The organism is Micromonospora sp. WMMD975 (genome assembly GCF_029581215.1).
Lineage (GTDB): Bacteria > Actinomycetota > Actinomycetes > Mycobacteriales > Micromonosporaceae > Micromonospora.
On record NZ_CP120739.1, the window covers coordinates 2,253,717 to 2,277,526 of the forward strand.

At 73.7% G+C, this 23,810-nt stretch carries 21 protein-coding genes; 10 read left to right on the forward strand and 11 right to left on the reverse strand.

What is annotated here, in order from left to right:
• The first annotated feature begins 20 nt into the window (after positions 1-20).
• The 5 genes from O7613_RS09575 to O7613_RS09595 all read left to right on the forward strand — a co-directional run bounded on the left by O7613_RS09575 (position 21) and on the right by O7613_RS09595 (position 6,173).
• On the forward strand, positions 21-974 hold the full coding sequence (locus O7613_RS09575) for a hypothetical protein (RefSeq protein WP_282293351.1): 954 nt from the start codon (positions 21-23) through the stop codon (positions 972-974).
• Positions 975-1,040: 66 nt separating this feature from the next.
• A complete protein-coding gene (locus O7613_RS09580; protein ID WP_282293352.1) occupies positions 1,041-1,430 on the forward strand; it encodes a hypothetical protein in 390 nt (129 codons plus the stop codon).
• Positions 1,431-1,525: 95 nt separating this feature from the next.
• Positions 1,526-2,116: an SAVMC3_10250 family protein gene (locus tag O7613_RS09585; RefSeq protein ID WP_282293353.1), complete on the forward strand. Its 591-nt coding sequence runs from the start codon at positions 1,526-1,528 to the stop codon at positions 2,114-2,116.
• Positions 2,117-2,124: 8 nt separating this feature from the next.
• Positions 2,125-5,571: a serine/threonine-protein kinase gene (locus tag O7613_RS09590; protein ID WP_282293354.1), complete on the forward strand. Its 3,447-nt coding sequence runs from the start codon at positions 2,125-2,127 to the stop codon at positions 5,569-5,571.
• Positions 5,568-6,173: a hypothetical protein gene (locus tag O7613_RS09595; RefSeq protein ID WP_282293356.1), complete on the forward strand. Its 606-nt coding sequence runs from the start codon at positions 5,568-5,570 to the stop codon at positions 6,171-6,173. Before O7613_RS09590 ends, O7613_RS09595 begins: the two co-directional genes overlap by 4 nt.
• 139 nt (positions 6,174-6,312) lie before the next feature.
• Here the strand turns inward: O7613_RS09595 and O7613_RS09600 are convergent, their stop codons facing one another.
• The 6 genes from O7613_RS09600 to O7613_RS09625 all read right to left on the reverse strand — a co-directional run bounded on the left by O7613_RS09600 (position 6,313) and on the right by O7613_RS09625 (position 11,982).
• Positions 6,313-6,543 carry a hypothetical protein gene (locus O7613_RS09600; RefSeq protein WP_282293358.1) on the reverse strand — a complete coding sequence of 77 codons (231 nt, stop codon included), beginning with the start codon at positions 6,541-6,543 and terminating at the stop codon, positions 6,313-6,315.
• 4 nt (positions 6,544-6,547) lie between these two features.
• A complete protein-coding gene (locus tag O7613_RS09605; RefSeq protein ID WP_282293360.1) occupies positions 6,548-7,822 on the reverse strand; it encodes a WXG100 family type VII secretion target in 1,275 nt (424 codons plus the stop codon).
• Complete coding sequence (locus O7613_RS09610) at positions 7,819-8,139, reverse strand: type VII secretion target (protein WP_282293361.1); 321 nt, start codon at positions 8,137-8,139, stop codon at positions 7,819-7,821. The genes O7613_RS09605 and O7613_RS09610 overlap by 4 nt, the downstream gene beginning before the upstream one ends.
• Positions 8,126-8,527 (reverse strand): YbaB/EbfC family nucleoid-associated protein, encoded by a 402-nt coding sequence (locus O7613_RS09615; protein WP_282293363.1) that lies wholly within the window; start codon positions 8,525-8,527, stop codon positions 8,126-8,128. The genes O7613_RS09610 and O7613_RS09615 overlap by 14 nt, the downstream gene beginning before the upstream one ends.
• Positions 8,528-8,594: 67 nt before the next feature.
• The gene (locus tag O7613_RS09620) at positions 8,595-9,971 is read right to left on the reverse strand and encodes a pyridoxal-dependent decarboxylase (RefSeq protein WP_282293365.1); all 1,377 of its coding nucleotides are present in this window, start codon (positions 9,969-9,971) and stop codon (positions 8,595-8,597) included.
• A 61-nt stretch (positions 9,972-10,032) separates the two neighbouring features.
• Positions 10,033-11,982, reverse strand: a complete 1,950-nt coding sequence (locus O7613_RS09625; protein WP_282293367.1) for a BTAD domain-containing putative transcriptional regulator — start codon at positions 11,980-11,982, stop codon at positions 10,033-10,035.
• A 96-nt stretch (positions 11,983-12,078) separates the two neighbouring features.
• Here O7613_RS09625 and O7613_RS09630 point away from each other — a divergent pair, with 96 nt between their 5' ends.
• A complete protein-coding gene (locus O7613_RS09630; RefSeq protein WP_282293369.1) occupies positions 12,079-12,957 on the forward strand; it encodes an alpha/beta hydrolase in 879 nt (292 codons plus the stop codon).
• On the opposite strand, the gene helR is transcribed toward O7613_RS09630, so the two are convergent.
• Positions 12,947-15,136, reverse strand: a complete 2,190-nt coding sequence (gene helR, locus O7613_RS09635) for an RNA polymerase recycling motor ATPase HelR (protein ID WP_282293370.1) — start codon at positions 15,134-15,136, stop codon at positions 12,947-12,949. The genes O7613_RS09630 and helR overlap by 11 nt on opposite strands.
• A gap of 223 nt (positions 15,137-15,359) precedes the next feature.
• Between helR and O7613_RS09640 the strand changes: the two genes are divergently transcribed.
• A complete protein-coding gene (locus tag O7613_RS09640; protein WP_281589504.1) occupies positions 15,360-16,130 on the forward strand; it encodes a TetR/AcrR family transcriptional regulator in 771 nt (256 codons plus the stop codon).
• A 6-nt stretch (positions 16,131-16,136) separates the two neighbouring features.
• Here O7613_RS09640 and O7613_RS09645 read toward each other — a convergent pair whose 3' ends face one another.
• A complete protein-coding gene (locus tag O7613_RS09645; RefSeq protein WP_348775402.1) occupies positions 16,137-17,132 on the reverse strand; it encodes a WYL domain-containing protein in 996 nt (331 codons plus the stop codon).
• An 89-nt stretch (positions 17,133-17,221) separates the two neighbouring features.
• Here O7613_RS09645 and O7613_RS09650 point away from each other — a divergent pair, with 89 nt between their 5' ends.
• Complete coding sequence (locus O7613_RS09650; RefSeq protein ID WP_281589501.1) at positions 17,222-17,806, forward strand: DinB family protein; 585 nt, start codon at positions 17,222-17,224, stop codon at positions 17,804-17,806.
• Between the two features lie 16 nt (positions 17,807-17,822).
• Here O7613_RS09650 and O7613_RS09655 read toward each other — a convergent pair whose 3' ends face one another.
• The gene (locus O7613_RS09655; RefSeq protein WP_282293376.1) at positions 17,823-19,043 is read right to left on the reverse strand and encodes an aminotransferase class I/II-fold pyridoxal phosphate-dependent enzyme; all 1,221 of its coding nucleotides are present in this window, start codon (positions 19,041-19,043) and stop codon (positions 17,823-17,825) included.
• A gap of 34 nt (positions 19,044-19,077) precedes the next feature.
• Here O7613_RS09655 and O7613_RS09660 point away from each other — a divergent pair, with 34 nt between their 5' ends.
• Positions 19,078-19,638, forward strand: a complete 561-nt coding sequence (locus O7613_RS09660; protein ID WP_282293378.1) for a GNAT family protein — start codon at positions 19,078-19,080, stop codon at positions 19,636-19,638.
• Between the two features lie 7 nt (positions 19,639-19,645).
• Here O7613_RS09660 and O7613_RS09665 read toward each other — a convergent pair whose 3' ends face one another.
• Positions 19,646-20,467, reverse strand: coding sequence for an MOSC N-terminal beta barrel domain-containing protein (locus O7613_RS09665; protein WP_282293379.1), 822 nt, complete (start codon positions 20,465-20,467; stop codon positions 19,646-19,648).
• A gap of 3 nt (positions 20,468-20,470) precedes the next feature.
• A complete protein-coding gene (locus O7613_RS09670; protein ID WP_282293380.1) occupies positions 20,471-22,099 on the reverse strand; it encodes an acyl-CoA dehydrogenase family protein in 1,629 nt (542 codons plus the stop codon).
• Positions 22,100-22,267: 168 nt separating this feature from the next.
• Between O7613_RS09670 and O7613_RS09675 the strand changes: the two genes are divergently transcribed.
• Positions 22,268-23,809 carry an ABC transporter substrate-binding protein gene (locus tag O7613_RS09675; RefSeq protein WP_282293381.1) on the forward strand — a complete coding sequence of 514 codons (1,542 nt, stop codon included), beginning with the start codon at positions 22,268-22,270 and terminating at the stop codon, positions 23,807-23,809.
• Position 23,810 lies beyond the last annotated feature (1 nt).

A 23,810-nucleotide genomic window follows, 5' to 3' on the forward strand; every position in this document is an offset into this window, starting at 1 on the left:
GAGCTGATCGACCCAGCCGGGTGATCTGCGTCAACTGCGGCGATGCCGTCCACGGCCGGGCGAATTCGCGCGGGCGCGGCCCCGACATCGCGTGGTACGCCCACTGCCACCCGTGCGCCGCCCTGGTGGCGGATCAGATGGAGCGGCTCGACGCGCTGCCGGAGGGTAGCGGCGTCGCCCTCTACCGGTGCCGTACCTGTGGCGACCACCGGATCTGCCGCACCTCCTGGCGTACCCGATGCCATGTCTGCCTGGACGAGCGCGCCGCTGGCTATGCTCTCGCGGCCGGAGTGCGCCTGCTCGGCCGCATCCCACACGATCTCGCCCTCGGCGCACAGATGCGCCGGTTCGCCGGCCTTACGCCAACAGACGCCATCTCCGTGCGTGCCGCTGCGGAGTTTCAAGCGGCGGTCGCTCTCGGCGCCGAGCTCGATCGGCGTCGCCGTGACGGCTGGACCGACGTAACCGGTGACGTCCACGGCCTGCCGTGGTGCGGCGAACGGACCGGGAATTCCTCCCACGGCACATGGGGTGTCCACGAGCGGTGTGGGGCGTGGCAGCGGCTCCGGGACCGGGCCTGTCCCCAGTGTCTGCCCGAGCCGGGCGACCGGTCTTTCGCTGCTCTCCAGGACACGTCCTATCTGCTCTACCTGGTCCGGCACCGCGGTCTGCTCAAGTTCGGAGTCGGTGGCGCGCGTCGGGTACGGCAGCACCTGCTGGCAGGTGCGGAGCTGGTGGAGGTTGTCGAGGGCCGGCACGCCGATGTGATCGCCGCCGAGGCGATCCTCAAGCGGCAGAAGAGGGAAGCGGCGGTACCGCTACGCACGTGGCGCACCTGGCGGATGCCGGCATCGTTCGGGGTCGGCACCGAGGTGGTGCGGGCGGGTGTCCCGATCAGGCTCGCCAACGTGCTGACCAACGGCCGTGACGTCACCGCACGTTTCGCGACGGGAGAGCGCCTGACCGGCACCTGACATTGATGGATGTCGTCGGCTTCCGTAACGTGGCAATCACATTCAACCTAACGGGGAGGAAGAATGATGGTGCAGCGTGCACTGGTGCGGACCCTGTCCGCCGTCCTGCTGGCCCTCGTGGCCGTCGTCGTCGCTCCGGCTGCCGGCGCCTCGGCAGCCGTTTCCTGTGTCAGCCCTCCGCACCCCTACAACGGTGAGGGCGGAGGCGTGATGACCAAGACCGCCAACTTGAAGGTCGCGCCGTACTCCGAGTGCGGCAATGTGCGGACCCTCTACGCCGGCGACGTCGTCTACTGGCACTGCTTCCACCGGAATGGCTACGGAAACCTGTGGTGGTGGGTCCGGGTCGAGGGCACGTCGACGTACGGCTGGATGTCCGACGACAATATGCGCGAGATCTGGACCGACGAGGACCACGACGGTTACCAGTACCACGCCGGCTGCATGGTCGGCTGAGCCGGCCGAAGTCCGAACGCCGACGCGGGGGCCTGCGACACGGGTACACGGCACGTAGGCTGGGTTCGGCCATCTCCCTGTCACCGGAGCGCGCCTTGACCCTCACGTACTACCTCTACCTGTCGCACCTGAAGCTCGGCCTCCTCGCGGCCCAGCTCACCTCCGACGCGCAGCACGAGACCGAAGTCGCCGTGGATCTGAAGTTCGTTCGCTACAGCCGCAAGGCGGTCCGGCCGGAGCGCCACGACCTCGACAAGCTGGCGAAGGTGGTCCGGCACCTGCAGGACGCCGACCAGATCGGCGCCGCCGGCGACTCCCGCCCCTACTTCCAGGCCGGTATGAGGATGCGCTGGCAGGTCTTCCCGACCGCCGGCATCGTGGTCTTCGCCGGGATGCTCGACGGCCAAGTCGTCGTCCTCGGCGGCTCGGCGTCGCACGTGGTCGGCGGCGGTGCCGCCGAGCCGGTCGGGTCGGTCCCGCCGTACCTGTTCCGCAAGCTTCAGGAGCTGCGACCGGACCCGGGCGAGTTCGACGACGAGCGTTTCCACGAGGCGTTGTCGCAGATCGGTGCCGGCCTTCCGGGGCCGGCGCAGCGGGTCGAGTTCATCGCCAAGCGGCTGACCGAGGGGCCCGGACCGGGCGGCGCGCTGCTGGGCAGCCCGATCTACGTGGCGCTCGCCGACTAGGGCCCGACGTGGACGCGGGGGAGGTCATCCGGTGGCGGCCGGGGGAGACCGTCCTCGACACGTACCGCATCGACGAGGTGGTCGAGACCGGCGGCATGGGTTTCGTGTACCGCGCCCACCATCTCACCTGGAATGTCGACCTGGCCGTGAAGACGCCGCGCCCCGACCTGGCCGCGGCGCCCGGGATCCTTGATCTGCTCGCCCAGGAGGCACAGTCCTGGACCGACCTCGGCCCGCACCCGAACGTGGTCGGGTGCGCCTACGTGCGGCGCGTCGGCGCGTACCCGGTGGTCTTCGCGGAATGGATCGCGGGCGGTGACCTGACCGCGGCGGTGCGGGAGGGTCGCTGCCGCGACCTCCCGGCGGCCCTCGACGTCGCGATCCAGACGCTGCGCGGCATCGGGCACGCCCACGCCGCGGGCCTGGTCCATCAGGACATCAAACCCTCCAACATCATGTACGACGGCGAGACGGCGCGGGTGACCGACTTCGGCACCGCCAAGGCGAAGGCGTACGCCTCGGAGCCTGCGCCCGGTGATGCCGGGACCGCCTACGCGACCCTCGGCGGGTTCACGCCGCAGTACTGCTCTCCGGAGCAGGTCGACCCGGACGGCCGGATCGGTCGGGCCAGCGACATGTGGTCGTGGGCGTTGACGGTGATCGAGCTGCTGCACGGGCGTCGGCTCTGGGAGTGGGGCCACGAGGGCGCGGACGCGCTCGCCGCGCTGCGCGCCGATCTCCCGCAGGCGCTGCGCGACCTGCTGGCCGGTTGCCTCGCGCGCGATCCCCGGTCGCGGATCAGCGACACCGCCGAGGCGGAGGCCGTCCTTGCCGGCCTGTACGCGGACTGCGCGGGCGGCACCTACCCGCGTTCCGACCGGGTCCCGCCGGCGTTGAAGGCCGACGGCCTGTCGAACAAGGCGTTGTCGCTGTGGGACCTTGGCGAGCAGACCCGGGCGGTCGAGCTGTTCGAGCAGGCGAGGGCGATCGACCCGCACAACGTCCACGCGGTCTACAACCACGGGCTCCTCAGGTGGGCCGACGGCCTCGTCACCGACGAGACCCTGCTGTCGGAGCTGCGCGCCACCGGCGACTCCTGGGAGGCGGACCACCTGGCCGCGATGGTCCACCTGGAACGCGGCGACGGCGTCCTCGCGGCGCGGCACCTGGCCGAGGCGGACCGGAAGCACCCGGGGGCACCCGAGATCACGACCGCGCGCGACCGCTGCGCGCAGTTGGCGCCCCGGGGCACGCTTGAGGTGTTCGGGCAGTTCACCGGCGAGGCCGCGGCGATGGCCAGCGACGCCGACGCGACGCACGTGGTGGTGGCCGAGACGTCGGGCCGGATGCGAATCTGGGACGCCTTCGCGGGGCGCGTGGTCACCGAACTCACCGGTTCCGGCCGGGCGCCCGTCGACGTCGCGATCGACCACGCTGCCGCGCGGGTGCTCGTCTGCCGTCAGGACTCGACGGTCGAGCGGTGGTGCCTCACCGACGGGACCGCCGAACTCGAAGGCCGGCTGGCCGGGGGAACGGCCGTGGCGCTCAGCCCCGACGGCGGCTTCGCGGCGGTGGGCACGGCAGACGGCCACGTCCTGGTCTTCCGCACCGGCGGGTGGGAGCCCGTCGTCGACATCCGGCCCCACGAGGGGCGTGTCACGCGGGTGATCCTCGCCCCGGAGGCGGAGGTGTGCGTCTCCGCCTCGCTGGGGCATCCCGACGCGGATGACCGGGTGGAGCAGTGGTGGCCCCTGCGTCGTACCAGGATGCGGGGTCTGCACCTGCCGCCCGACGGGTTGAACCCGGAGCGGCGGACCGCCCTGGCGACGGACGGGTCGATCGTCCTGCGGCTCGGCGTCCGGTCGATGATGACCGTGGACATGCGGGTGTGGGACGAGCCGCGACGGTGGGAGATCCCCTGGCTCCTCGGCTACGACGTGCTCGGCGTCTCCGGCCGGGCCGGTTGGGCCCTGCTCGACCCGGGCAGCGGTGACCTCCAGGTCCTCGAACTGGCCATCCGCCGCTGCGTCCGCACCTTCCCCAAGGACTGGAACCGCGGCTCCCATCGCGACGCGACGGCGTTCAGCGGCGACTGCGGATACGCCGTGGTCGCCGAGCGGGACGGTTTCCGCGACCGGACCTCGCTGTCGCGCCTCCCCATGCCGCTACCCGGACATCTCGCCCCCTGGTCGTACGCGCCACCCCGCCCGGTCGGCGCCCTCGCGCACGAGGAACGAGCGTTCGACCAGGTCATGGCGCGCATCGACGGGATGATCGCGGCCGGTGAGGGGCAGCGCGCCACCGAGACCATCCGCGAGGCCAGGGCGATCCCCGGCTTCGAACGCCACCCGCGACTGCGCCGGGCCGCCCGGGCCGCGGGCCGGGACCTGGAGCGCACCGGCCTGCACGGCATCTGGCTGGAGCAGGAGCTGTCCGATGTGATGCTCACCCGCGGGGCCTTCGACGTCAGCGACTCCGGGCGGCAGTTCGCCTTTCCTACCGACATCGACCAGGTGGACATCGTCGACCTGGAGACACTCCAGAAGGTGGGTTCCGTGGTCGAGAAACGGAACCCCGCCACCAGCCTGCGTTTCGCCCGGGGCGGACGCGACCTGATCATCGGCTACTCGGACGGGTCGGTCGCGTGCCACGACACCGCGACGGCCGAGCCGCGGTTCAAGGTCGCCGGCGCCCAGCCCCACGACGAGGGGAAGACGACACTCGACGTCTCCGGCGACCTGGTCACGGTCGGATTCGGGTACGGGCTGGCGACGGTGTGGTCACTCGACGCCGCGGCCCGCGTCGCGACGATCCGCACCGGGCGGGGGACGATCGGCGGCGTCACGGCCGACGAGACGTCCCGCGCGATCGCCGTGAAACTGCACACCGGCGACAGCGCCACCGTGGAGGTCCGGTCGATCGACACCGGAAAGTTGCTGCGGACCTTTGCGAACCTCAGTCCCCACACCGAGATCCGCTTCGCCTCCGGCGTGCTGCTGGTGGCCGAGATGAGCCACCTCACCGCGTGGCGGCCGGGCCGCAGGCGTCCGCTCTACCGTCTCGACGGCGTCAAACACAGCTCGTCGGCGGACCTGGCGTTCGCCGACTCGCGTCGCCTCGCCGCCATCGCCGGAATGACAGGCTTCGTCGTCTGGCACGCCGGGACCGGCGCTCTGGTGTACGACGGGCGGGCCGGTGCGGAGCATCCCCTGCACGGGATCGAGGAGATGGCGGTGTCGCCCGACGGGCGGTTCGCCGTGACGGGAGCCGGCGGCGACGAAACCGTCGACGTCTGGGACCTCCGCGCCGGGCGCCGGATCCGGTCGCTGCGCGGCCACCCCGTCCGGGTGAACGCGATCCGCGCCGACGCCTCCTTCCGCACCATCGTCACCGGGGACCACCAGGGCAACGTCCGGGTCTGGGGCCTCGACTGGGACCACGGGAGTGAACAATGACGTCCAGAGACGAGTCGCCGGCGACGTTCCTGGCCAACCGGGAACGCGTCCGGTCCTGGCTTGATGCGTGGGAGATCCCGGAGATCGTCTGGACCGACGAGTTCAGCGAGATCCCCCGGCCCTGGGTCGTGGCGGAGCGGGACCGGAAGAGGTGGCTCAGGGACCACGCGCCCCACCTGGACGCGTACCAGTGGATGTTCGTCGGACGGCCGCTGACCCCCGGCGTTCGCAAGGTGCGGGCGCTGTGGCACTTCGGGGCGGGACACCGGTTCGACAAACTCGAACTGACGATCATCAGCGTCTGCGATCCCGCCTACCTGGCCGAGAAGTTGACCCTGGCCGTCCACCACGCCGCGCTGAAGGGATGGCAGGAGGAGGACGCGCAGCCGGTCTACCAGTGGCTCGTCGAAGGCGTGAACACCAGGCCGCTCGACAACGCCGTCCGGGGAAACAAACGACTGGGCTTCGTCCTACTGCACTTCACCCGCTTCCCGACCTCGGACGGCGACGTGACCGTGTCGCTGACCGCCGTCGAGACGGACCGCGCGATGGACGGTTCGTTACTCGACGCCAACGGAGTCTCCATTCCGCCCGCGCAGTGATCCGACCCGCAGGTCAGCCGGGAAGCCTCCGTCGTCCGCCGCGCGCGTCCTGACCTCGCCGCCCGAACGGTGTTCGGTAGAACGCTATGGGTGCCGAACGAGGCCGGAGGCATCCGTGGCGTACCACCCATTCCGCCAACTAACTCGCGAAGATCATCCTCGGGGGAAAGTCACCGCCGGTGCGCCAGGAATTGACGATCTTGGCGGTGATAGCGCTGGCGGCGGCATTGAAATCGCCGTCCTCGACGCGGACGTCGAGGGTCTGCGGATCGATGACGAGAAGGCGATCGAACCTGTCCTCGAACCCGAACTCGTAACGCACCTCGTTCGCCGGAGCATCCACCCGACGTGCGACCACCATCATGCCCATGCCACTATTCTCCGAACCTTGAGTAGTCCTCGTAGGTGGGGCCGGGAACCGACTCCTCCCAGTTAGCGATGCGATTCGCGGCGAGATGAGCTTCCCGGTAGCTCGCCTGCGGATTTGTTGTGTAGTACCTCGACTCTGCCAGTTCATGTTCCAGAAGCGTGAAGTCCTCCGGCAGGGGTTCACCGCGTCGCAGGCGCAGCCACGCCTCGGCCATCGGTGCGCTCGGGTCGTACCTCTGGTGAACGATCCCGCCGGCGTAATCATCCATCGGATGCTCTTCGAAGAAGATGTGCCGACGAATCTGCTCGACCTCTGCCAGGGAGAAGCCACGGGATCCGTCGAGCCGGGGTGCCTCGGCGAGGTTGCGCGTGATGGGGGTGGCATCCTCCTGCTGGCGGATTGCCGTGTAGGCGTCCTTGGCCCAAGTCTCCTGACGTTCGTAGTCAGTCAGGTTGCGCGGGCGGGTGGTGTGCCCGCCGTGAACCCTGTCCGCCGGTCTCGTCGGCGAATGCGGGGTAGGCCCGACGAGCCGGCTCAGCGCCTGCTTCAGCTTCTCGATCAGGTCGCCGAGCCGTCGCACCTCCGGCATCAGCCGCCGCAGGCTCGCCAGCAATCCCCGCAACAACCGCACGATCCGCGCGCCCCACGACGCCACCGTGGTGGTGACCTGCTCCACGACCAGCGGCGTCGCGAGCCCGGCGCTGGCGACGAGTTCCGCCGCGTACACGATCAGGCGGGAGACGCACGCGGCGACGGCGTCGCGGACCAGCAGCCGGACGGCGGCGACCAGGCCGGCGGCGCCCTCGGTGATCGCGGCCATCGCCTCGGCGCCCTGGGCGAGCCCGGCGACGGCCTGCTGCTGCTCGCTGGCCCACCGCCGGTAGCCGGTGCCGGCGGCGCCGGTCCAGCCGGCGGCCTCGGCGCGTACCGCGTGGGCCAGGTCGGCGGCGTCCTCGCGCAGCGAGACGGCGACGTTGCGCCAGGTCTGCGCGTGCGCGGTGATCTCGGCGGGGTCGCCGGCGAGCCAGTCCAGGGCCTCGCTGAGCGGTTTGACGTGTTCGATCAGCCAGGCGATGCCGTATTGCAGCAGCGCGCTGGCCGGGTCGGAGACGAGGGCGAGCGCGTCCAGGCCGGCGCTGACCACGCCGAGGCTGCCGTCGATCCAACTGCCGGCGCGGACGCCCTGGGCGATGAGTTCGATGTCCTCGCAGATCCAGATGCCCGCCCAGGCGCTGGGGCCGGTGTCCGCCGCGCCGGCGACGAGCGGGTTGGTGGTCATCGCCGGTTGCGCACCTGGTCGAGCAGGTGTGCGGCCTGGACGTCGGAGGAGCGGTAGCGCTCGGCGCTGCCGCGCACCTTGCCGGCGGTGTCGCGCACCGAGGTGCCCGCGGCGGCGACGCCGTCGACCATGGCGCGCTGGAGATCGCCCAGCAGGACCGGCATCACCGCGCAGAGCTGCCCGTACGCATCGGCGCCGAGCCGGACATGCTGACCGGCCCGACCGGCGGTGTCGATGCTGTCGGCGCAGCGGTCGAGGTGGGCGGCGTGGGCGGTCAGGTCGTCCGGGTCGACCCGGAGGATCTCACCGGCGCTCATCCGGCGCGCCCTGGTCGGGGTCGAGCCGTCGCCGGTGGGAGTCGACGATCGCCAGCCCGGCGGGGTCGTCCACGCCGAGGGTCTCGGTGGTCGCCTCGGTGAGCCGGCGCAGCAGGTCGACGCGGGCGGCGCGGGTGGTGGCCACGACCTGCCGGGCGGTGTGGGCGGCGGAGTGCTGCCGGGTGCGTTCGTCGAGCCGCAGGTCGGCGAGCAACCCGGACGCGTCGACTGTCACCTCGACCAGGCCGTCGTCACTGCGGGCGGCGCCGGTCAGCGTCTGCGCCCGGGCGGACAGGGCCTGCGCCCGTGCGGCGCGGTCGGCCAGGCCGGAATCCCACTCGTCGAGTCGGCGCCCCGCCGCGTCCAGCGCGGCCTCGTCCGCCCACATGGCCACCCTCCCCAGAGGACATCGGTGACGGCGACGATACCAACCGGTCGCGCTCCGTGGTGCCCGGTCAGGAGGCGGCCGACGCCAGCCGGGTGATGGCCGCCACCGACCTGTCGACGTCCGCCTCCGTGGTGGTGGCGTTCGACACCGAGATCCGCATCAGTCGCCGGCCCCGCCACGTCGTACCGCCCACCCAGCACGTCCCGTCGGCCTGCACCGCGGCCACCGTCCGGTCGGTGAGCGCGTCGTCGCCGAAGCCGACGAGCACCTGGTTGAGGACGACGTCGTTGACCACCTCGAACCCGGCCGCGGTCAGCCCGGCGGCGAACCTGCGGGCCAGCGCGCAGCACCGCTCGACAAGCGCGGCGACGCCGTCGCGGCCCAGCTCCCGCAGGCCGGCCCAGGCCGCGAAGCCACGGGCGCGGCGCGAGGACTCCGCGGTCAGGTCCGCGCCCGCCGGCACGCCACCGGAGCCCACGAGGTACGCGGCCGCGTACGACATGGCCGCCGCGTGCACGTCGGGCCGGGCGCAGAACGCGAACGCGGTGTCGTACGGCAGGTTCAGCCACTTGTGGCCGTCGCAGGCCCACGAGTCGGCGGCCTCGATGCCGTTCACCAGGTGCCGGGTGGTCGGGCTGGCGGCGGCCCACAGCCCGAACGCGCCGTCCACGTGCACCCAGCCGCCGTGCCGGTGGACCAGGTCGCACGCGGCGCGCAGCTCGTCGCAGGCGCCGGTGTTCACGTTGCCGGCCTGGAGGCAGACGATCGTCGGGCCGGGGCCGGCGTCCCGCAGCGCCGCCGCCAGCGCGGCCGGGTCGACCGCGCCCTGCGGGCCGGCGGGCACCTCCCGCAGCGCGTCGGTGCCGAGCCCGAGCAGGCGCAACGACCGGTCGACGGTGGCGTGCCGTTCCGCGCCGGCGAGCACCCGCACCGGCGGTGCGCCGGTCAGGCCGCGCCGCTCCACGTCCCAGCCGGCGTCGGCGAGCACCTGGTGCCGGGCCGCGGCGAGGCCGGCGGTGTTGGCGGCCTGGCCGCCGGTGACGAATCCGACCGACGCCGACGCCGGGATGCCCAGCAGTTCCTTGAGCCAGGTGCCGGCGGCCGTCTCGGCGGCCCCGGCGGCCGGCGAGGTGACGGCGTTGAACGCGATCTGGTCCCAGCCGGCGGCGAGCATGTCGGCGGCGGTGGCGGCCGGGGACGCGCCGCCGACCACGAAACCGAAGTAGCGCGGCCCGGCGGTGGCGACCAGTCCCGGTTCGGCGGCGGCGACCAGGTCCGCGAGCACCTGCTCGGGCGGCGTGGGGGCGGCCGGCAGTCCGGTGGCGAACGCCCGGTTCAGCGCGGCCTGGTCGACCGGCACCCCGACCGGCCGTTCCGGCAGCGACCGCCGGTAGTCGGCCGCGTGGTCGGCGGCCCGCCGGAACAGGTCCCTCAGCTCGTCCATTGCCGCACCCTAGCCCCCTGCTCCCCGGTCGCGCCGCCCCGAGGGCGGCGGCGACCGTCGGTCAGTCGGGACCGAGGGCGGCGTCGAACCGGTCGAGGTGCGTCGCGACCGGGCCGGCGGTGAGCATGCCGCTGCCGGCGCCGGCCAGCTCGTGCGCCGCCGGGGCGAGTGCCGCCCGGGCCCGCCGGATCGCGTCCCGGTCGCCGAGCGCCATAGCGGCGTGGCCGGTGAGCGTCCACAGCGCTTCCTGCAGCAGGTCGCGCGGCGGCGCCGGGGTCCGGCGCAGCGCGGCGGTCGCGTCGGCGCGGCGACCGGCGGCGAGCAGGGTCAGCGGGCGGGCCCAGGGGGCGTACGGTCCCCAGTCGGTGTCGTCGGGGAAGTCGGCGGGCCGGTCGTGCCACACCCGCAGGCAGAGCAGCGCCAGCGGGAGCAGGCCGAGTTCCACGCCGGGCATGCCGCAGCCGGCCAGTCGGGTCGCCGCCGACCGGTAGGCGGCCTCCGCCTCCGGGTGGGGCGCGCCGGTGGCCGCGGTGCGCATGGCCCGGTACCAGGTGGTGAAGACGCCGGTGAGCGGGGACTCGTGGCGCGCGGCCAGCCGGTCGGCGGCGTCGGCGTGCGTGTCGGCCGTGGCGAAGTCGGCGAGCGCGCCGCGCGCCTGCACCCGGATCAGGTGCCCGAGGATCTCCACCGGGGCGAGGCCGTGCCGCGCGGCAAGCGTGACCAGCTCCGCGCCGACCGCGTCCCGTTCGGCGGCCAGCCCGGCCCGGTGGAACGTCTGCATGAACACGCCGTTGAGCGCCTGGGCCAGCAGCGCCGGGTCGGCCAGCCGCCGGGCGATCGCCTCGGCCTGCCGGGCCGCCTCCGGGCCGCGCGTCGACGGCAGGCCGCGCGACTCGACCGCGACGGTGGCGAGCAGCCGGGCCCGGGTCGCCTCCGGCGCGTCCGGACCCAGTCGGGCAAGGGCCCGTTCCGCCGCGGCCACCACCCGGGCCGCCTGCTCCGGGTCGTCCGCGCGGGTCCAGATCGCGGGCACGTCGTACCCGCCGATCACCCGCGCGGTGAGGTCCGGGTCGCCGAGCTGCTCGGCCGCGTCGATGGCCGCGACCCGCTGGTGCCGGGCCGCCTCCAGGCCGCCCGGCCCGGTCACCGCGAGGCTGCGCAGCAGGCCGACTGTCGATTCCAGCCGGGCCCGCGAGCCGGGCACCACGCTGCGCTCGTACGCCGCCGCGGCGTCGGCCCACACCCGGGCCGGGCCGGTCGGCTCCGCGTCGGCCTGGCGTCGCAGGTCGTCCTCCAGCCCGCGCAGCCGCGGGCCGGGGTCCAGGCCGAGCTGGTCGCGCAGCAGCTCGCGGGCGCGGCGCAGCACGGCGAGCGCGTCGGCCTGCCGCCCGGCCCGGTAGAGCGCCAGCGCGAGCAGCCGCCAGCCGTCCTCCCGCCAGGGATGGTCCGCGACGTGGGCGTCCAGGTCGGGTACGGCGTCGGCGGCCCGCCCGAGCGCCAGCAGCGCCTCGGCCCGCCGTTCCACCGCCGTCAGGCGTAGCTGGTCGAGGCGGTGGCGGTCGGCGCGCGCCCACGGCCTGTCGAAGTCGGCGTACGCGGGCCCGCGCCACAGGCCCAGCGCCGCGTCGAGCCGGTGCAGCGTCGACCCGGGGAGTGCGTCGGCGGCGCCGGTGACCGCCTCGGCGAACCGCCAGGCGTCGACGGCGTCCGGGGCGGCGCGCAGCGCGTACCCCGGTCCGTCGGTGATCAGCAGCCGCGCCGGCTCGCGGGGCGGGCGGTGCGGTTCCAGCCGGCGGCGCAGCGCCGCGACGAACGTGCGGACCGCACCGACCGCGCCCGGCGGCGGGTCGTCCCACAGGTCCTCGACGAGGTGGCCGACGGGCACCACCCGGCCCCGGGCCACGATCAGCCGGGCCAGCACCGCGCGGTGCCGGGGGCCCTTCAGGTCGACCGGCGCGCCGGCGCCGTCCCAGGCCGTGACCGGCCCGAGCACCCCGAAGCTGACAGGCACCGACCCCTCCTCGACCGGGTCACCGTACCGCGCTCATCGGTTGCTCATCCGACGCCGCCACGCTTGGCCGGTACGACGGAGAAGAGAGGCACCGAGATGACCACAGGCATCACCGGATTCGACCACAAGCGTGTCACCGTCGCCGACGGTGTGGCGCTGAACGTGGCGGTGGGCGGCGCGGGCCGCCCGATCATGCTGCTGCACGGCTTTCCGCAGACCCACCTGATGTGGCGGCACGTCGCCGCCGACCTGGCCGCCGACCACACCGTGATCTGCCCGGACCTGCGCGGCTACGGCGCCAGCGACAAGCCGCCCGCGCGCACCGAACAGACGTACGCGAAGCGGACCATGGCCGCGGACGTGGTGGCCCTGGCCCGGGCGCTCGGGCACGACCGGTTCGCGCTGGCCGGGCACGACCGGGGCGCCCTGGTGGCGGTCCGCGCCGGCCTCGACCACCCGGACGCGGTCACCCACCTGGCGTCGCTGGACGTGCTGCCCACCCTCGACATGTGGGACGTGCTGCACGGCGTGTCCGCGTCGGTGGCGTTCCACCTCTACCTGATGGCGCAGCCACCCGGCCTGCCGGAGCGGATGATCTCGGCGAGCGCGGACGACTTCTTCGGTCACTTCCTCGACGCCTGGACCAGCGACCCGGCGGCTGTTCCGGCGGACGTGCGGGCCGAGTACCTGCGGGCCTCCCGGGAGGCGGTCGACTCGATCGTCGCCGACTACCGCGCCTCGGCCGGGATCGACGTGGCGCACGACCGGGCGGACCGGGACGCGGGCCGGCGGCTGACCATGCCGGTCACGGTGGTCCAGCAGGACTGGGGCGCGGCGCTCGGCTACGACGCGGCGGCGGTGTGGCGGGCCTGGGCGCCGGACCTGGACCACCGCACCACCACGGCCGGGCACTTCATGGCCGAGGAGGCGCCGGCCGAGATCAGCAAGGCGCTGCGGGAGCTGCTCACCCGGTAGCGCGACCGGCGGGGGCGGCGGGACCGCCCCCGCCGGCGAGGACGACCAGTTCGCGGGTGGCCCGGGTCATCGCCACGTAGCGGTCCACCGCCCCGGAGATCCCGTCGCCGAACGCCTCCGGGGCGACCAGCACGACCAGGTCGAACTCCAGGCCCTTGGCCAGCTCCGGGGTCAGCGACCGGACCCGGTCCGACGCCGGGAACTCCGGGTCACCGATCACGCAGGCGATCCCCTCGGCGTGGGCGGCGAGCCACGCCGCCACCACCGCGTGCAGGTCCGCGCGGGCGCCGTGCCGCACCGGCACGTCGCCGGTACGGACGGACGTCGGCACGTTGGCGTCCGGCAGCACCGTCCGGATGACCGGTTCGGCCTCCGCCATCACCTGTGCCGGGGTGCGGTAGTTGACGGTGAGTGAGGCCAGCTCGATCCGGTCGAGACCGACCCGTTCCAGCCGTTCCCGCCACGACTCGGTGAACCCGTGCCGGGCCTGGGCCCGGTCGCCGACCACGGTGAAGCTGCGCGACGGGCAGCGCGCCAGCAGCATCTGCCACTCGGCGTCGGTCAGCTCCTGCGCCTCGTCCACCACCACGTGCGCGAACGGCCCGGCCAACAGGTCCGGGTCGGCGACGGCCAGCACGCTGTCGTCGACCAGGCTGGTCCGCATGTCCGCGCCGGCCAGCATGGTCATCAGCCCCTCGCCGTCGTCGTAGGCGTGCGAGGCGATCAGCGCGTCCACGACCGTGTCCATCCGCTCCCGCTGCGCGTGGAGAGCCGCGTCGTTGCGGCGCCGCCGCCGGGACGCCTCCGGGTCACCGACCCGCCGCCGCGCCGCGTCCAGCAGCGGCAGGTCGGCCACCGTCCAGGCCCGGGCGTCGGCCCGCCGCAGCGTACGGATCTCGTCCACGCTCAGGTCGGGAGCGCACCGGCGCAGGTAGGCCGGCACCGACCACAGGTCCGCGACGACGTCGGCCGGGTCGAGCAGCGGCCACGCCCGGCCGAACGCGGTGACCAGCTCGCGGTTGCCGGCCAGCGACCGGCGGACCGCCTGCTCCGGCGCGTCGCCGTCGTACCGCTCCAGCAGGATCGTGACCAGTTCCTCCCACACGTCGTCGCGGGCCTCGTTGTGTGGCGCGCCGGGCCCGGCCGCCGCGAACGCCTCCGCCCAGTCGCCGGCGGTCAACCGCAGCTCGGCGTCCTCGACGACGACCGTCAACGACGTCGTGGGCGGCTCCTCGTAGAACCGCACCGCCTCCTCGACCGCGTCGACCAGCCGCGCGGACGACTTCAGCCGGGCCACCTCCGGGTCCGTCTCGGCGCCCGCCGCCGCGCCCTCGGGCACCAGGTCACGCAGCGTGCAGATCTGCACGTCCTCCTCGCCGAGGCTCGGCAGCACGTCGGAGACGTAGCTCAGGTACGGCTGGTGCGGCCCGACGACGAGCACCCCGCCGCGCCGTTCGCCCAGCCGTGGGTCGGCGTGCAGCAGGTACGCGGTGCGGTGCAACGCGACGACGGTCTTGCCGGTGCCCGGCCCGCCGTCGACGACGAGCGCACCCCGGGAACCGGCCCGGATGATGGCGTCCTGATCGGCCTGGATGGTGCCGAGCACGTCGCGCATCCGCGCCGACCGGGTGTCGCCCAGGCTGGCGATGAACGCGGACTGGTCGTCGAGGGCGGCGTGCCCGGTGAGCCCGTCGGCGGTGAACACCTCGTCCCAGTAGTCGGTGATCCGGCCCAGGGTCCAGCGGTAGCGGCGGCGGCTGGCCAGCCCCATCGGGTCGGCGTGGGTGGCGCCGAAGAACGGTTCGGCGGCGGGGGAGCGCCAGTCCAGCAGCAGCCGGCCGCCCGCGCCGTCGGTGAGGCCCAGCCGTCCCACGTACACCGGTTCGGCGCCGTCCGCGCCGACCATCCGGCCCAGGCACAGGTCCAGGCCGTAGCGGCGCAGGGTACGCAGGCGCGCGGTCAGCCGGCGGATCTCCTGGTCCCGGTCGACGGCCTGCCGGCCCTTGCCGCCGGCGGCCCGGCGTGCGGTGCCGAGCCGGTCGGACAGCTCCGCGACCGACCGGCGCAGACTGTCCGCGATGGTCGCGAAGTGCCGTTCGTCGTCGGCGACCAGGGCTGGATCGGCCTTCGCCGAGAGGCGGTCGGGAAGATCGAAGACGCTTGTGGTGGACGGGTTCACGGGCGTGGGCTCCGATCTGCGGGCACGCGAGGGCCTCCGCTCTTCACGGCTTTCTCAGGTGCGGGGAAATGGGCTTCGGCCGGCAATTCTGCGCCGTCACCGGGGGCTTGCCGCAAGACCGGGGGTGCGCTATATGTTGGTAATGGCGGGAGATCCCGCCATTCTTTCTGCGCCTGTCCCGTCGGCCGCGTGCGGATTCCGCGGTCGGTAGGATGACGGCACCATGTCGACCGACCGCAGGCGCAAGGCCGACCCCGCCCGCAGCCTGGCCCTTCTCTGGCGTACGCGGGAGCCGACCAGCCGCGGCGCCGGGCCCGGCCTCAGCGTCGACCGGATCGTGCGGACGGCCGTCGAGATCGCCGACGCCGAGGGCATCGACGCGCTCACCATGCGCCGGGTCAGCGACGCGCTCGGCGTCGGCACCATGTCCGTCTACACCTACGTGCCGGGCAAGGCCGAGCTGCTCGACGTCATGGTCGACGCCGTCCTCGGCGACCTGCCCCGCCCGACCGACGTGCCGGGCGGCTGGCGTGGCCGGCTGGAGCGCATCGCCCGGGACAATCTGGCGCTCTACCGCGCCCACCCGTGGCTGCTGCGCGCCGAGACCACCCGGCCGGTCCTCGGCCCCAACGTGCTCGCCAAATACGATCACGAGCTGCGGGCGGTCGCCGACATCGGGCTCGACGACGTGGAGATGGACGCCGTGCTGACCCTCGTGCTCGGGCACGCCAAGAGCGCGGCCCGCGCCGCCCTCGACGTGGTCGAGCTGGAGCGCGAGACCGGGATGACCGACGACCAGTGGTGGCAGACGCACGCGCCCTGGTTGGAGAAGTTCATGACCGCCGGCACGTTCCCGCTCGCCGCCCGGGTCGGCACCGCCGCCGGCATGGCCCACGGCGCGGCGTACGGGCCGGACCACGCGTTCGAGTTCGGTCTCCAGCGGGTCCTCGACGGCATCTCCGTGGTGGTCGCCGAACGGTCGACGGCCGACTGACCGGCCCTATCCGCCGTCCGGGCGGCGCGCGGCGGCGGCGTAACGCCGGGCCAGGTGGGCGAAGGCGGCCCGCAGCTCCGGTGGCCCGACCACCTCGATGTCGGCGTCGTAGCGGCCCAGCACGGCCGCCAGGCCCGGCCAGGACCAGGCGCCCAGCACCAGCCGGCAACGGTCCGGGCCGATCTCCTCGACCAGGCCGTCGCGGGTCCACGTGGAGACCGTCCGGGCGGGCAGGTCGAGGATCACCTCGCCCTGGCACGGCCAGTCGCCGGGGCCGCCGGCGCCACGGAACCGCCCGGCGACAAACGCGGCCACGTCCCCGCCGGGCAGTTCACGCGGGGTGAACCGGGGGCCCGTGGGGGTACGCGGGCGGAGCCGGTCGACGCGGAACGTGCGCCAGTCGTCGCGGTCCAGGTCCCAGGCGACCAGGTACCAGCGCCCGCCCCAGGTGACCAGGTGGTGCGGCTGCACCCGCCGGGGGAGCGGCGGGCCGTCGGTCGGGTCGGCCGTCGGCGCGGGTGGATAGTCGAAGCGCAGCACCTCCCGGGCGTGCACGGCGGCGCTGAGCGTCATCAGCAGGGCCGGCTCGACCCGGGGCTTCGCCGGCGCGCCGGCGCGCTCCACGGCGACGACCCGCAGGGCGTCGACCCGGTGGCGCAGCCGCGCCGGCATCACCTGCCGGACCGTGGTCAGCGCCCGCGCGGCGGCCTCCTCGATGCCGGTGACCGTGGTCGCGGCGGTCTGCAACGCCACGGTGAGCGCGACGGCCTGCTCGTCGTCGAAGAGCAACGGCGGCAGGGCCGAGCCGGCACCCAGCCGGTAGCCGCCGTCCGGCCCCTTGGCGCCGGCGATGGGGTAGCCCAGCTCGCGCAGCCGGTCGACGTCCCGGCGCACGGTGCGCGGGCTGACCCCGAGCCGTTCGGCAAGCACCGCCCCCGGCCAGTCGCGGCGGGCCTGGAGCAGGGACAGCAGGGAGAGCAGCCGGGCGGAGGTCGTCGACATGGTCCGCATTCTGCCGGCAGTAGCGGACACAACCTGTCCGCTACGGCTGGGACGGTGGGACCGTACCCGATCAGGACCGGAAGGAACCGATGACCATGACCGTCCCGACCACGACCCCTGCCGCGCTCGACGCCGAGCGGGCCGACCTGCTCCGCGCGCTCGCCGCCGCCCGCGCCGCGCTCACCGCCACCGTGCGCGGCCTGACCGACGCGCAGGCCGGCGAGCGTCCCACCGTCAGCGCGCTCTGCCTGGGCGGCGTGCTCAAGCACGTCGCGTCCGGCGAGGAGGACTGGCTGCGGTTCGTCACCGAAGGGCCGGACGTGATGGCCTTCACCCTGCCTGACGGCGTGACCTGGGCGGACTTCATGGCCGGCACGGCCCGCGAGTTGCCGACGTGGGCGATCGACCGGGAGCGGACGTTCCAGATGCTGCCCGAGGACACGCTGCCGGCCATCCTCGACCGGTACGCCCGGGTGGCCGCCCGCACCGAGGAGATCATCGCCGCCGTCGACGACCTGTCCGCGACGCAGCCGGTGCCGGACGTGCCCTGGCAGGAGCCGGGCACCGTGCTGAGCGTGCGCGAGGTGCTGATGCACGTCATCGCCGAAACCCGGCAGCACACCGGGCACGCGGAGATCCTGCGCGAGACGCTCGACCGGCGGAGCGCCGGCTGAACCCGGCGGGGGCCGGTCAGGCGGCGGCCGGCCCCACCGCCCGGCCCATCCGGGTCACCGCCTCGGTCAGCACGGCGGGTGAGGTGGCGAAGTTGAGGCGCACGAAGCCGGCGCCGCCGGCGCCGAAGACGTGCCCGGAGCTGAGCGCCACCCGGGCCTCGTCGAGGAACATCCGCGCCGGGCCGGCCAGGTCGCTTGCCACCCCCGGCCCGTCACCCGGCGACTCGGTGGGCACGCCGAGGCGGGTGCAGTCCAGCCAGGCGAGGAACGTGCCCTCGGGCCGGTGCCAGGTGACCTCGGGCAGATGCTCGGCGAGCAACGTCCCGAGCAACGCGCGGTTGGCGTCGAGGCCGTCGAGCAGCAGGTCCAGCCAGGGCCCGCCGGCGCGGAACGCGGCGGTGTGCGCGAGCACGCCGAGGTGGCTGGGGCCGTGGCTGACCTCCTCCGGCATTCGGGCCAGGTCGGCGGCGGCGGCCGGGCCGGCGACCGCCACCGCCGCCTTGAGGCCGGCGAGGTTCCACGCCTTCGACGCCGAGAGCAGGGCGAACGCGTCCTCCGCGCCGGGAACCATGAGGTACGGGGTGAACCGCGCGCCGGCAAGCGCCAGCGGCGCGTGGATCTCGTCGGAGAGCACCCGCACGCCGTGCCGCGCGGCCAGCTCGGCGACGGCCGCCAGCTCGTCGGCGCGATGCACCACCCCGGTCGGGTTGTGCGGGTTGCAGAGCAGGAACGCCGGCCGGTCGCCGAGGGCCCGCGCCCGGCGGAACGACTCGTCCAGCGCGGTGAGGTCCAGCCGCAGGTCCGGCCCGAGCGGAGCCTCGACCACCCGCCGGTCGGCGTGCGTGACGAACGCGTAGAACGGCGGATAGACGGGGGGACAGACCACCACCGCGTCACCCCGCCCGGTGACCAGACGCAACACCTCGACCACGCCCGTCATCACGTCGGCCACAAGCGCGCTGCGCCCGACCGGGAAGTCGGCCCAGCCCCAGCGTTGCGCGGCGAACCCGGCGAGCGCCTCCGCGAACGCCGTCCCGTACGCGTAGCCGGTGTCGCCCAGGTCGATCGCGCGGCGCAGCGCGTCGGCCACCGGCGGGGCCAGCGGCACGTCCTGCTCCGCCACCCACAGCGGCAGCACGTCCGGCGGGTGCAGCCGCCACTTGACGCTTGTGCGCTGCCGGAGCTGGTCGAGCGTGAGCCGGGTGAGCGGATTGCCGTCGTCGGCGGAAACACGCATGGGGCCACCCTAGGCTTCTGCCTACCATCGCCCGATGGCCCACCCGACGTACCCGCTGAACACCCCGCGGCTGCTGCTGCGCCCGGTCACCGTGGATGACCTCGACGACGTGCACGCCTGGCAGCGCCGCCCGGACGTGGTCCGCTGGATGCGCGACGCGGAGCCGCGTACCCGGGCGCAGTCCCTCGCGTCGGTGGCCGCGATGGCCGGCGAGGACGCGCTGCGCGCGGAGGGTGACTGCCTGACCCTGGGCGCGGTCGCCGAGGGCCGGGTGGTCGGGGCGGTGGAGCTGGTCTGGCGCAGCGCGGCGGACCGCACCGCCGAGCTCGGCTGGGTCTTCCACCCCGACCACGGCGGCCGGGGCCTGGCCACCGAGGCGGCCGGGGCGCTGCTCGACTGGGGTTTCGGTGCGTTCGGGCTGCACCGGGTGATCGCCCGGTGCCACGCCGACAACGAGCCGTCCGCCCGCCTGGCCACCCGGCTCGGCATGCGGCGGGAGGCCCGGCACGTGCGCAGCTACCGGTTCCGGGGCGGGTGGGCCGACCAGTTCGTCTACGCGGTCCTGGCCGACGAGTGGCGGACGCGCCCGAGCTGAGCCGGGGTCAGCCGGCGACGACCGGGTCACCGACCCGGATCTCGCCGGTGGTCACCGGGATCAGCCACACGCCGAACCAGACCTTGCCGTCCTGCCGGCGGTGCCGCGCCAGCGTGCGGATCGGTTCCTTGCCGCGGGTGAACGTCACCGGGTCGATCAGCGTCAGCTCGCAGCGGTCGCAGCGGTCGGCGACCCGGAAGTCGACCGCGCCGATCCGCAACCGCGTCCAGCCGTCCTCGGCGAACGGCTCGGCCGGCCCGTCCAGCACCACCGTGGGGCGGAACCGTGTCATCGGCAGCGGATCGGGCGCCGGCTCGCCCCGCTCCAGCGCGCCCTCGACGATCCAGTCGCGCAGCCGGCGCAGCGACGGCAGCGTGGCGACGAGCAGCGGACCGGCGTCGGAGAGGTTGAGCGGGTCACCGGGACGGCCGCCGTACGCGGTGGAGACCGGCCGGCGGCGCGGGTCGTCCAGCCAGCCCAGCCGCACCGGACGGTCCAGCCGCTCGGAGAGCCAGTCGTGCGCCTCGCCGGCCGCGAGCCGCACCGTGTCCAACCGGGACAGCGTGATGGCGGCCGGCGGCCCGTGCACCGGCTCGGCGACGGTGAGCGACGCGCCGCCGGAGTCGGTGAGCGTGACCGACCCGGGGCCGGGCACGGCGGTCAGGCCGAGCATCCGGGGCGCGGCGCGGGCGGTCAGCACCCCGCCGTCGGGTTGCAGGAGCACCCAGCGCCGGTCGTGGCGCAGCCCCCACGGCTCCACCGTGGCCCGGTCCACGTCGACGCCGGCCAGCGACTTCACCGGGTGGATGTGCGTCGAGACGAGCCGCACGGCTCAGCCGACCTTCGGGGTGGCCCGGTCGATGATCCCGGCGAGATCGAGCCCGCCGGGCAGCGTCCCGTACGCCTGGCCGTGGTCGCCGTCCAGGCGGGACGCGCAGAACGCGTCCGCGACCGCCGGGTGGCCGTGGCGCACCAGCAGCGCGCCCTGGAGCACCAGCGCCAGCCGCTCGACCACCCGGCGGGCCCGCGACTCCAGGTCGGTCCGGTCGGACAACTCGTCGCGCACCCGGCGGACCGCGGCGTCCAGGCGCGCGTCCGCGCCGGCCGCCGCCGCCACCTCCGTCTCGTACGCGGCCAGCACCTGCGGCTCGCGGGTGAGCGCGCGCAGCACGTCGAGCGCGGCGACGTTGCCGGACCCCTCCCAGATCGAGTTCAGCGGCGACTCGCGGAACAGCCGCGGCATGCCGGACTCCTCGACGTAGCCGTTGCCGCCCAGGCACTCCAGCGCCTCGGCGGCGTGCCCCGGCCACCGTTTGCACACCCAGTACTTCCCGACCGCGAGCGCCAGGCGCTTGAACGCGGTCTCACCGGCGTCGCCGCGGGCCGACCGGTCCGTCGCGCCGGCCAGCCGCATCATCAGCACGGTGGCGGCCTCCGACTCCACCGTCAGGTCGGCCAGGACGTTACGCATCAGCGGCTGGTCGGCCAGATAGCCGCCGAACGCCCGCCGGTGCGTGGCGTGGTGCACGGCCGTGGTGACGCCCTGGCGCATCCCGGCCGCCGCGCCGATCACGCAGTCCAGCCGGGTCAGGTTGACCATGTCGATGATGGTACGTACGCCCCGACCCTCGTCGCCGACCCGCCACGCCACCGCGTGGTCGTACTCGATCTCGGCGGAGGCGTTGGAGCGGTTGCCGAGCTTGTCCTTCAGCCGCATCAGCCGCATCGGGTTGCGGCTGCCGTCGGGCAGCACGCGGGGGACCAGGAAGCAGGTCAGCCCGTCCGGCGCCTGGGCGAGGGTGAGGAACAGGTCGCACATCGGCGCCGAGGTGAACCACTTGTGCCCGACCAGCCGGTAGCTGCCGTCCGGCTGGGGTCGGGCGGTGGTGGTGTTGGCGCGTACGTCCGAGCCGCCCTGCTTCTCGGTCATCGACATGCCGGCGAGCAGGCCGCGCTTACCGAGCGGCGGGCGGAGCCCGAAGTCGTACTCGGTGGTGGTGAGCAGCGGCTCGTAGCGGGCCGCCAACTCGGGGCTGTGCCGCAGCGCCGGGATCGCCGCGTACGTCATCGAGATCGGGCAGCCGTGCCCGGCGTCGGGCCGCCACACGTAGAAGCCGGCGGCCCGGGCCACGTGCGCGCCCGGCCGGTCGTCGGCCCACGGCGCCGCGTGCAGGCCGTGCCCGACCGCGGTGCGCATCAGCTCGTGCCAGGACGGGTGGAACTCCACCTCGTCGACGCGGTGGCCGTACCGGTCGTGGGTGCGCAGCACCGGCGGGTGCTCGTTGGCCAGCCGGCCGTGTTCGGCGGCCGGCTCGTCGCCGGCCAGCCGGCCGAGGTCGTGCAGCCCGGCGGCGGCCCAGTCGGCGCCCTCGCGGGCCAGCCCGTCGAGCAGCGCCGGGTCGTCGGCGGTGTCGTATCCGACGAGCGGTGGGACCTGGTTGACGACCTCGTGTGTGGTCACGGTGACACTCCCGGCGCACGGTGGCGGAAGCTGGATTGAACCACCGTTCAATCCCGGCCGGCAACCGCGCGTGGACCAGTCAGTTTGGCTCGATTCGTTTGACATCATCCCGCCCGGCGAGAAGACTCGCCGAAACTTTCTTTTGTTCGGAAAGCGGCAGGGGGGCCAATGTCCAGGAACAAGATCGGCGTGATCGGCGCGGCACTCACCCTCGCGGTCGGCGTCCTGTCCGGATGCACCGGCGGTGAGAGCGTCGACGTCGGCGACGACGGGGGGAACGCCGGCGGCGCCGGGGGTGTCCTCAACGCCGCGATCGGCGGCGAACCGGACCAGCTCGACCCGCACAAGACCTCGGCCTACTACAGCTTCCAGGTCCTGGAGAACGTCTACGACACCCTGGTCGAGCCGGACGCCGACCTGAAGATGGTGCCCGCGCTCGCCACCAAGTGGACCACGAGCGAGGACCAGCTGACCTGGACGTTCACCCTCCGCGACGGCGTCACGTTCTCCGACGGCTCGCCGCTGACCTCGGAGGACGTCGTCTACTCCTATGAGCGGATCATCAAGGAGAAGCTCAACAACGCCTACAAGTTCGACACCGTCAAGTCGGTGACCGGGCCCGACCCGGCGACCGTCGTGGTGACGCTGAAGGCGCCCACGCCGAACCTGCTGGCCAACCTCGGTGGGTTCAAGGGCGTGGCGATCGTCGAGAAGGAGAACGTCGAGTCCGGCAAGGCGAAGACCGCCCCGGTCGGCAGCGGCCCGTTCAAGGTGGCGAGCTACACCTCCGGCGACAGCATCAAGCTGGTCCGCAACGACGCCTACTGGGGGGACAAGCCGAAGCTGGACGGGGTCACCTTCACCTTCGTCAAGGACCCCACGGTGGCGTTGCAGAACCTGCGCAGCGGTCAGGTCCAGTGGACCGACAACCTGCCGCCGCAGCAGGTGAAGTCGTTGCAGGACGGGGACGACCCGGTGGTCGAGTCGGCGCCCTCCACCGACTACTGGTACGTGGCGCTCAACGAGGCCCGCAAGCCGTTCGACAACCCCGAGGTCCGGCGCGCGATCGGCTACGCCCTGGACCGCGAGGCGATCACCAAGGCGGCCAAGTTCGGCCTCGCCACGGTCAACCAGACCGCCATCCCGAAGAACAGCGCGTTCTTCTACGACTACGCGCCCTACTCGCACGACCCGGGCAAGGCGAAGCAGATGCTCGGCCAGGCCGGCGTCAGCAACCTCACCATGGACCTGATGGTCACGAGCGAGTACCCGGAGACGGTCACCGCCGCCCAGGTCATCGCCGCGCAGCTCAAGGACGTCGGGATCACCGTGAAGATCCGGACGCTGGACTTCGCCCAATGGCTCGACGAGCAGGCCAAGGGCAACTTCGACGGGTTCATGCTGGGCTGGCTGGGCAACGTCGACCCGGACGAGTTCTACTACGCCCAGCACCACACCGGCGGCGCGTTCAACTTCCACAAGTACAGCAACCCGGCCGTGGACAAGCTGCTGGACCAGGCCCGCACCGAGACCGACCAGGACGCCCGCAAGCAGGCGTACGACCAGGCGGCGAAGCAGATCGTCGACGACGCCAGCTACCTCTACCTCTACAACCCGGACGTGGTGCAGGCGTGGTCGAAGAAGGTCTCCGGCTACGACGTCCGCAGCGACCGGGCGATCCGGTTCCGCACGGTCGCCCTCGGCAAGTGAG

Excerpts from the sequence above, each read along its gene's own strand:
- O7613_RS09580 (WP_282293352.1), top strand. The coding sequence starts at position 1,041 with ATGGTGCAGCGTGCACTGGTGCGGACCCTGTCCGCCGTCCTGCTGGCC.
- O7613_RS09595 (WP_282293356.1), top strand. The coding sequence starts at position 5,568 with ATGACGTCCAGAGACGAGTCGCCGGCGACGTTCCTGGCCAACCGGGAA.
- O7613_RS09600 (WP_282293358.1), bottom strand. The coding sequence starts at position 6,543 with ATGGGCATGATGGTGGTCGCACGTCGGGTGGATGCTCCGGCGAACGAG.
- O7613_RS09605 (WP_282293360.1), bottom strand. The coding sequence starts at position 7,822 with ATGACCACCAACCCGCTCGTCGCCGGCGCGGCGGACACCGGCCCCAGC.
- O7613_RS09610 (WP_282293361.1), bottom strand. The coding sequence starts at position 8,139 with ATGAGCGCCGGTGAGATCCTCCGGGTCGACCCGGACGACCTGACCGCC.
- O7613_RS09615 (WP_282293363.1), bottom strand. The coding sequence starts at position 8,527 with ATGTGGGCGGACGAGGCCGCGCTGGACGCGGCGGGGCGCCGACTCGAC.
- O7613_RS09620 (WP_282293365.1), bottom strand. The coding sequence starts at position 9,971 with ATGGACGAGCTGAGGGACCTGTTCCGGCGGGCCGCCGACCACGCGGCC.
- O7613_RS09630 (WP_282293369.1), top strand. The coding sequence starts at position 12,079 with ATGACCACAGGCATCACCGGATTCGACCACAAGCGTGTCACCGTCGCC.
- O7613_RS09640 (WP_281589504.1), top strand. The coding sequence starts at position 15,360 with ATGTCGACCGACCGCAGGCGCAAGGCCGACCCCGCCCGCAGCCTGGCC.
- O7613_RS09645 (WP_348775402.1), bottom strand. The coding sequence starts at position 17,132 with ATGTCGACGACCTCCGCCCGGCTGCTCTCCCTGCTGTCCCTGCTCCAG.
- O7613_RS09650 (WP_281589501.1), top strand. The coding sequence starts at position 17,222 with ATGACCATGACCGTCCCGACCACGACCCCTGCCGCGCTCGACGCCGAG.
- O7613_RS09655 (WP_282293376.1), bottom strand. The coding sequence starts at position 19,043 with ATGCGTGTTTCCGCCGACGACGGCAATCCGCTCACCCGGCTCACGCTC.
- O7613_RS09660 (WP_282293378.1), top strand. The coding sequence starts at position 19,078 with ATGGCCCACCCGACGTACCCGCTGAACACCCCGCGGCTGCTGCTGCGC.
- O7613_RS09675 (WP_282293381.1), top strand. The coding sequence starts at position 22,268 with ATGTCCAGGAACAAGATCGGCGTGATCGGCGCGGCACTCACCCTCGCG.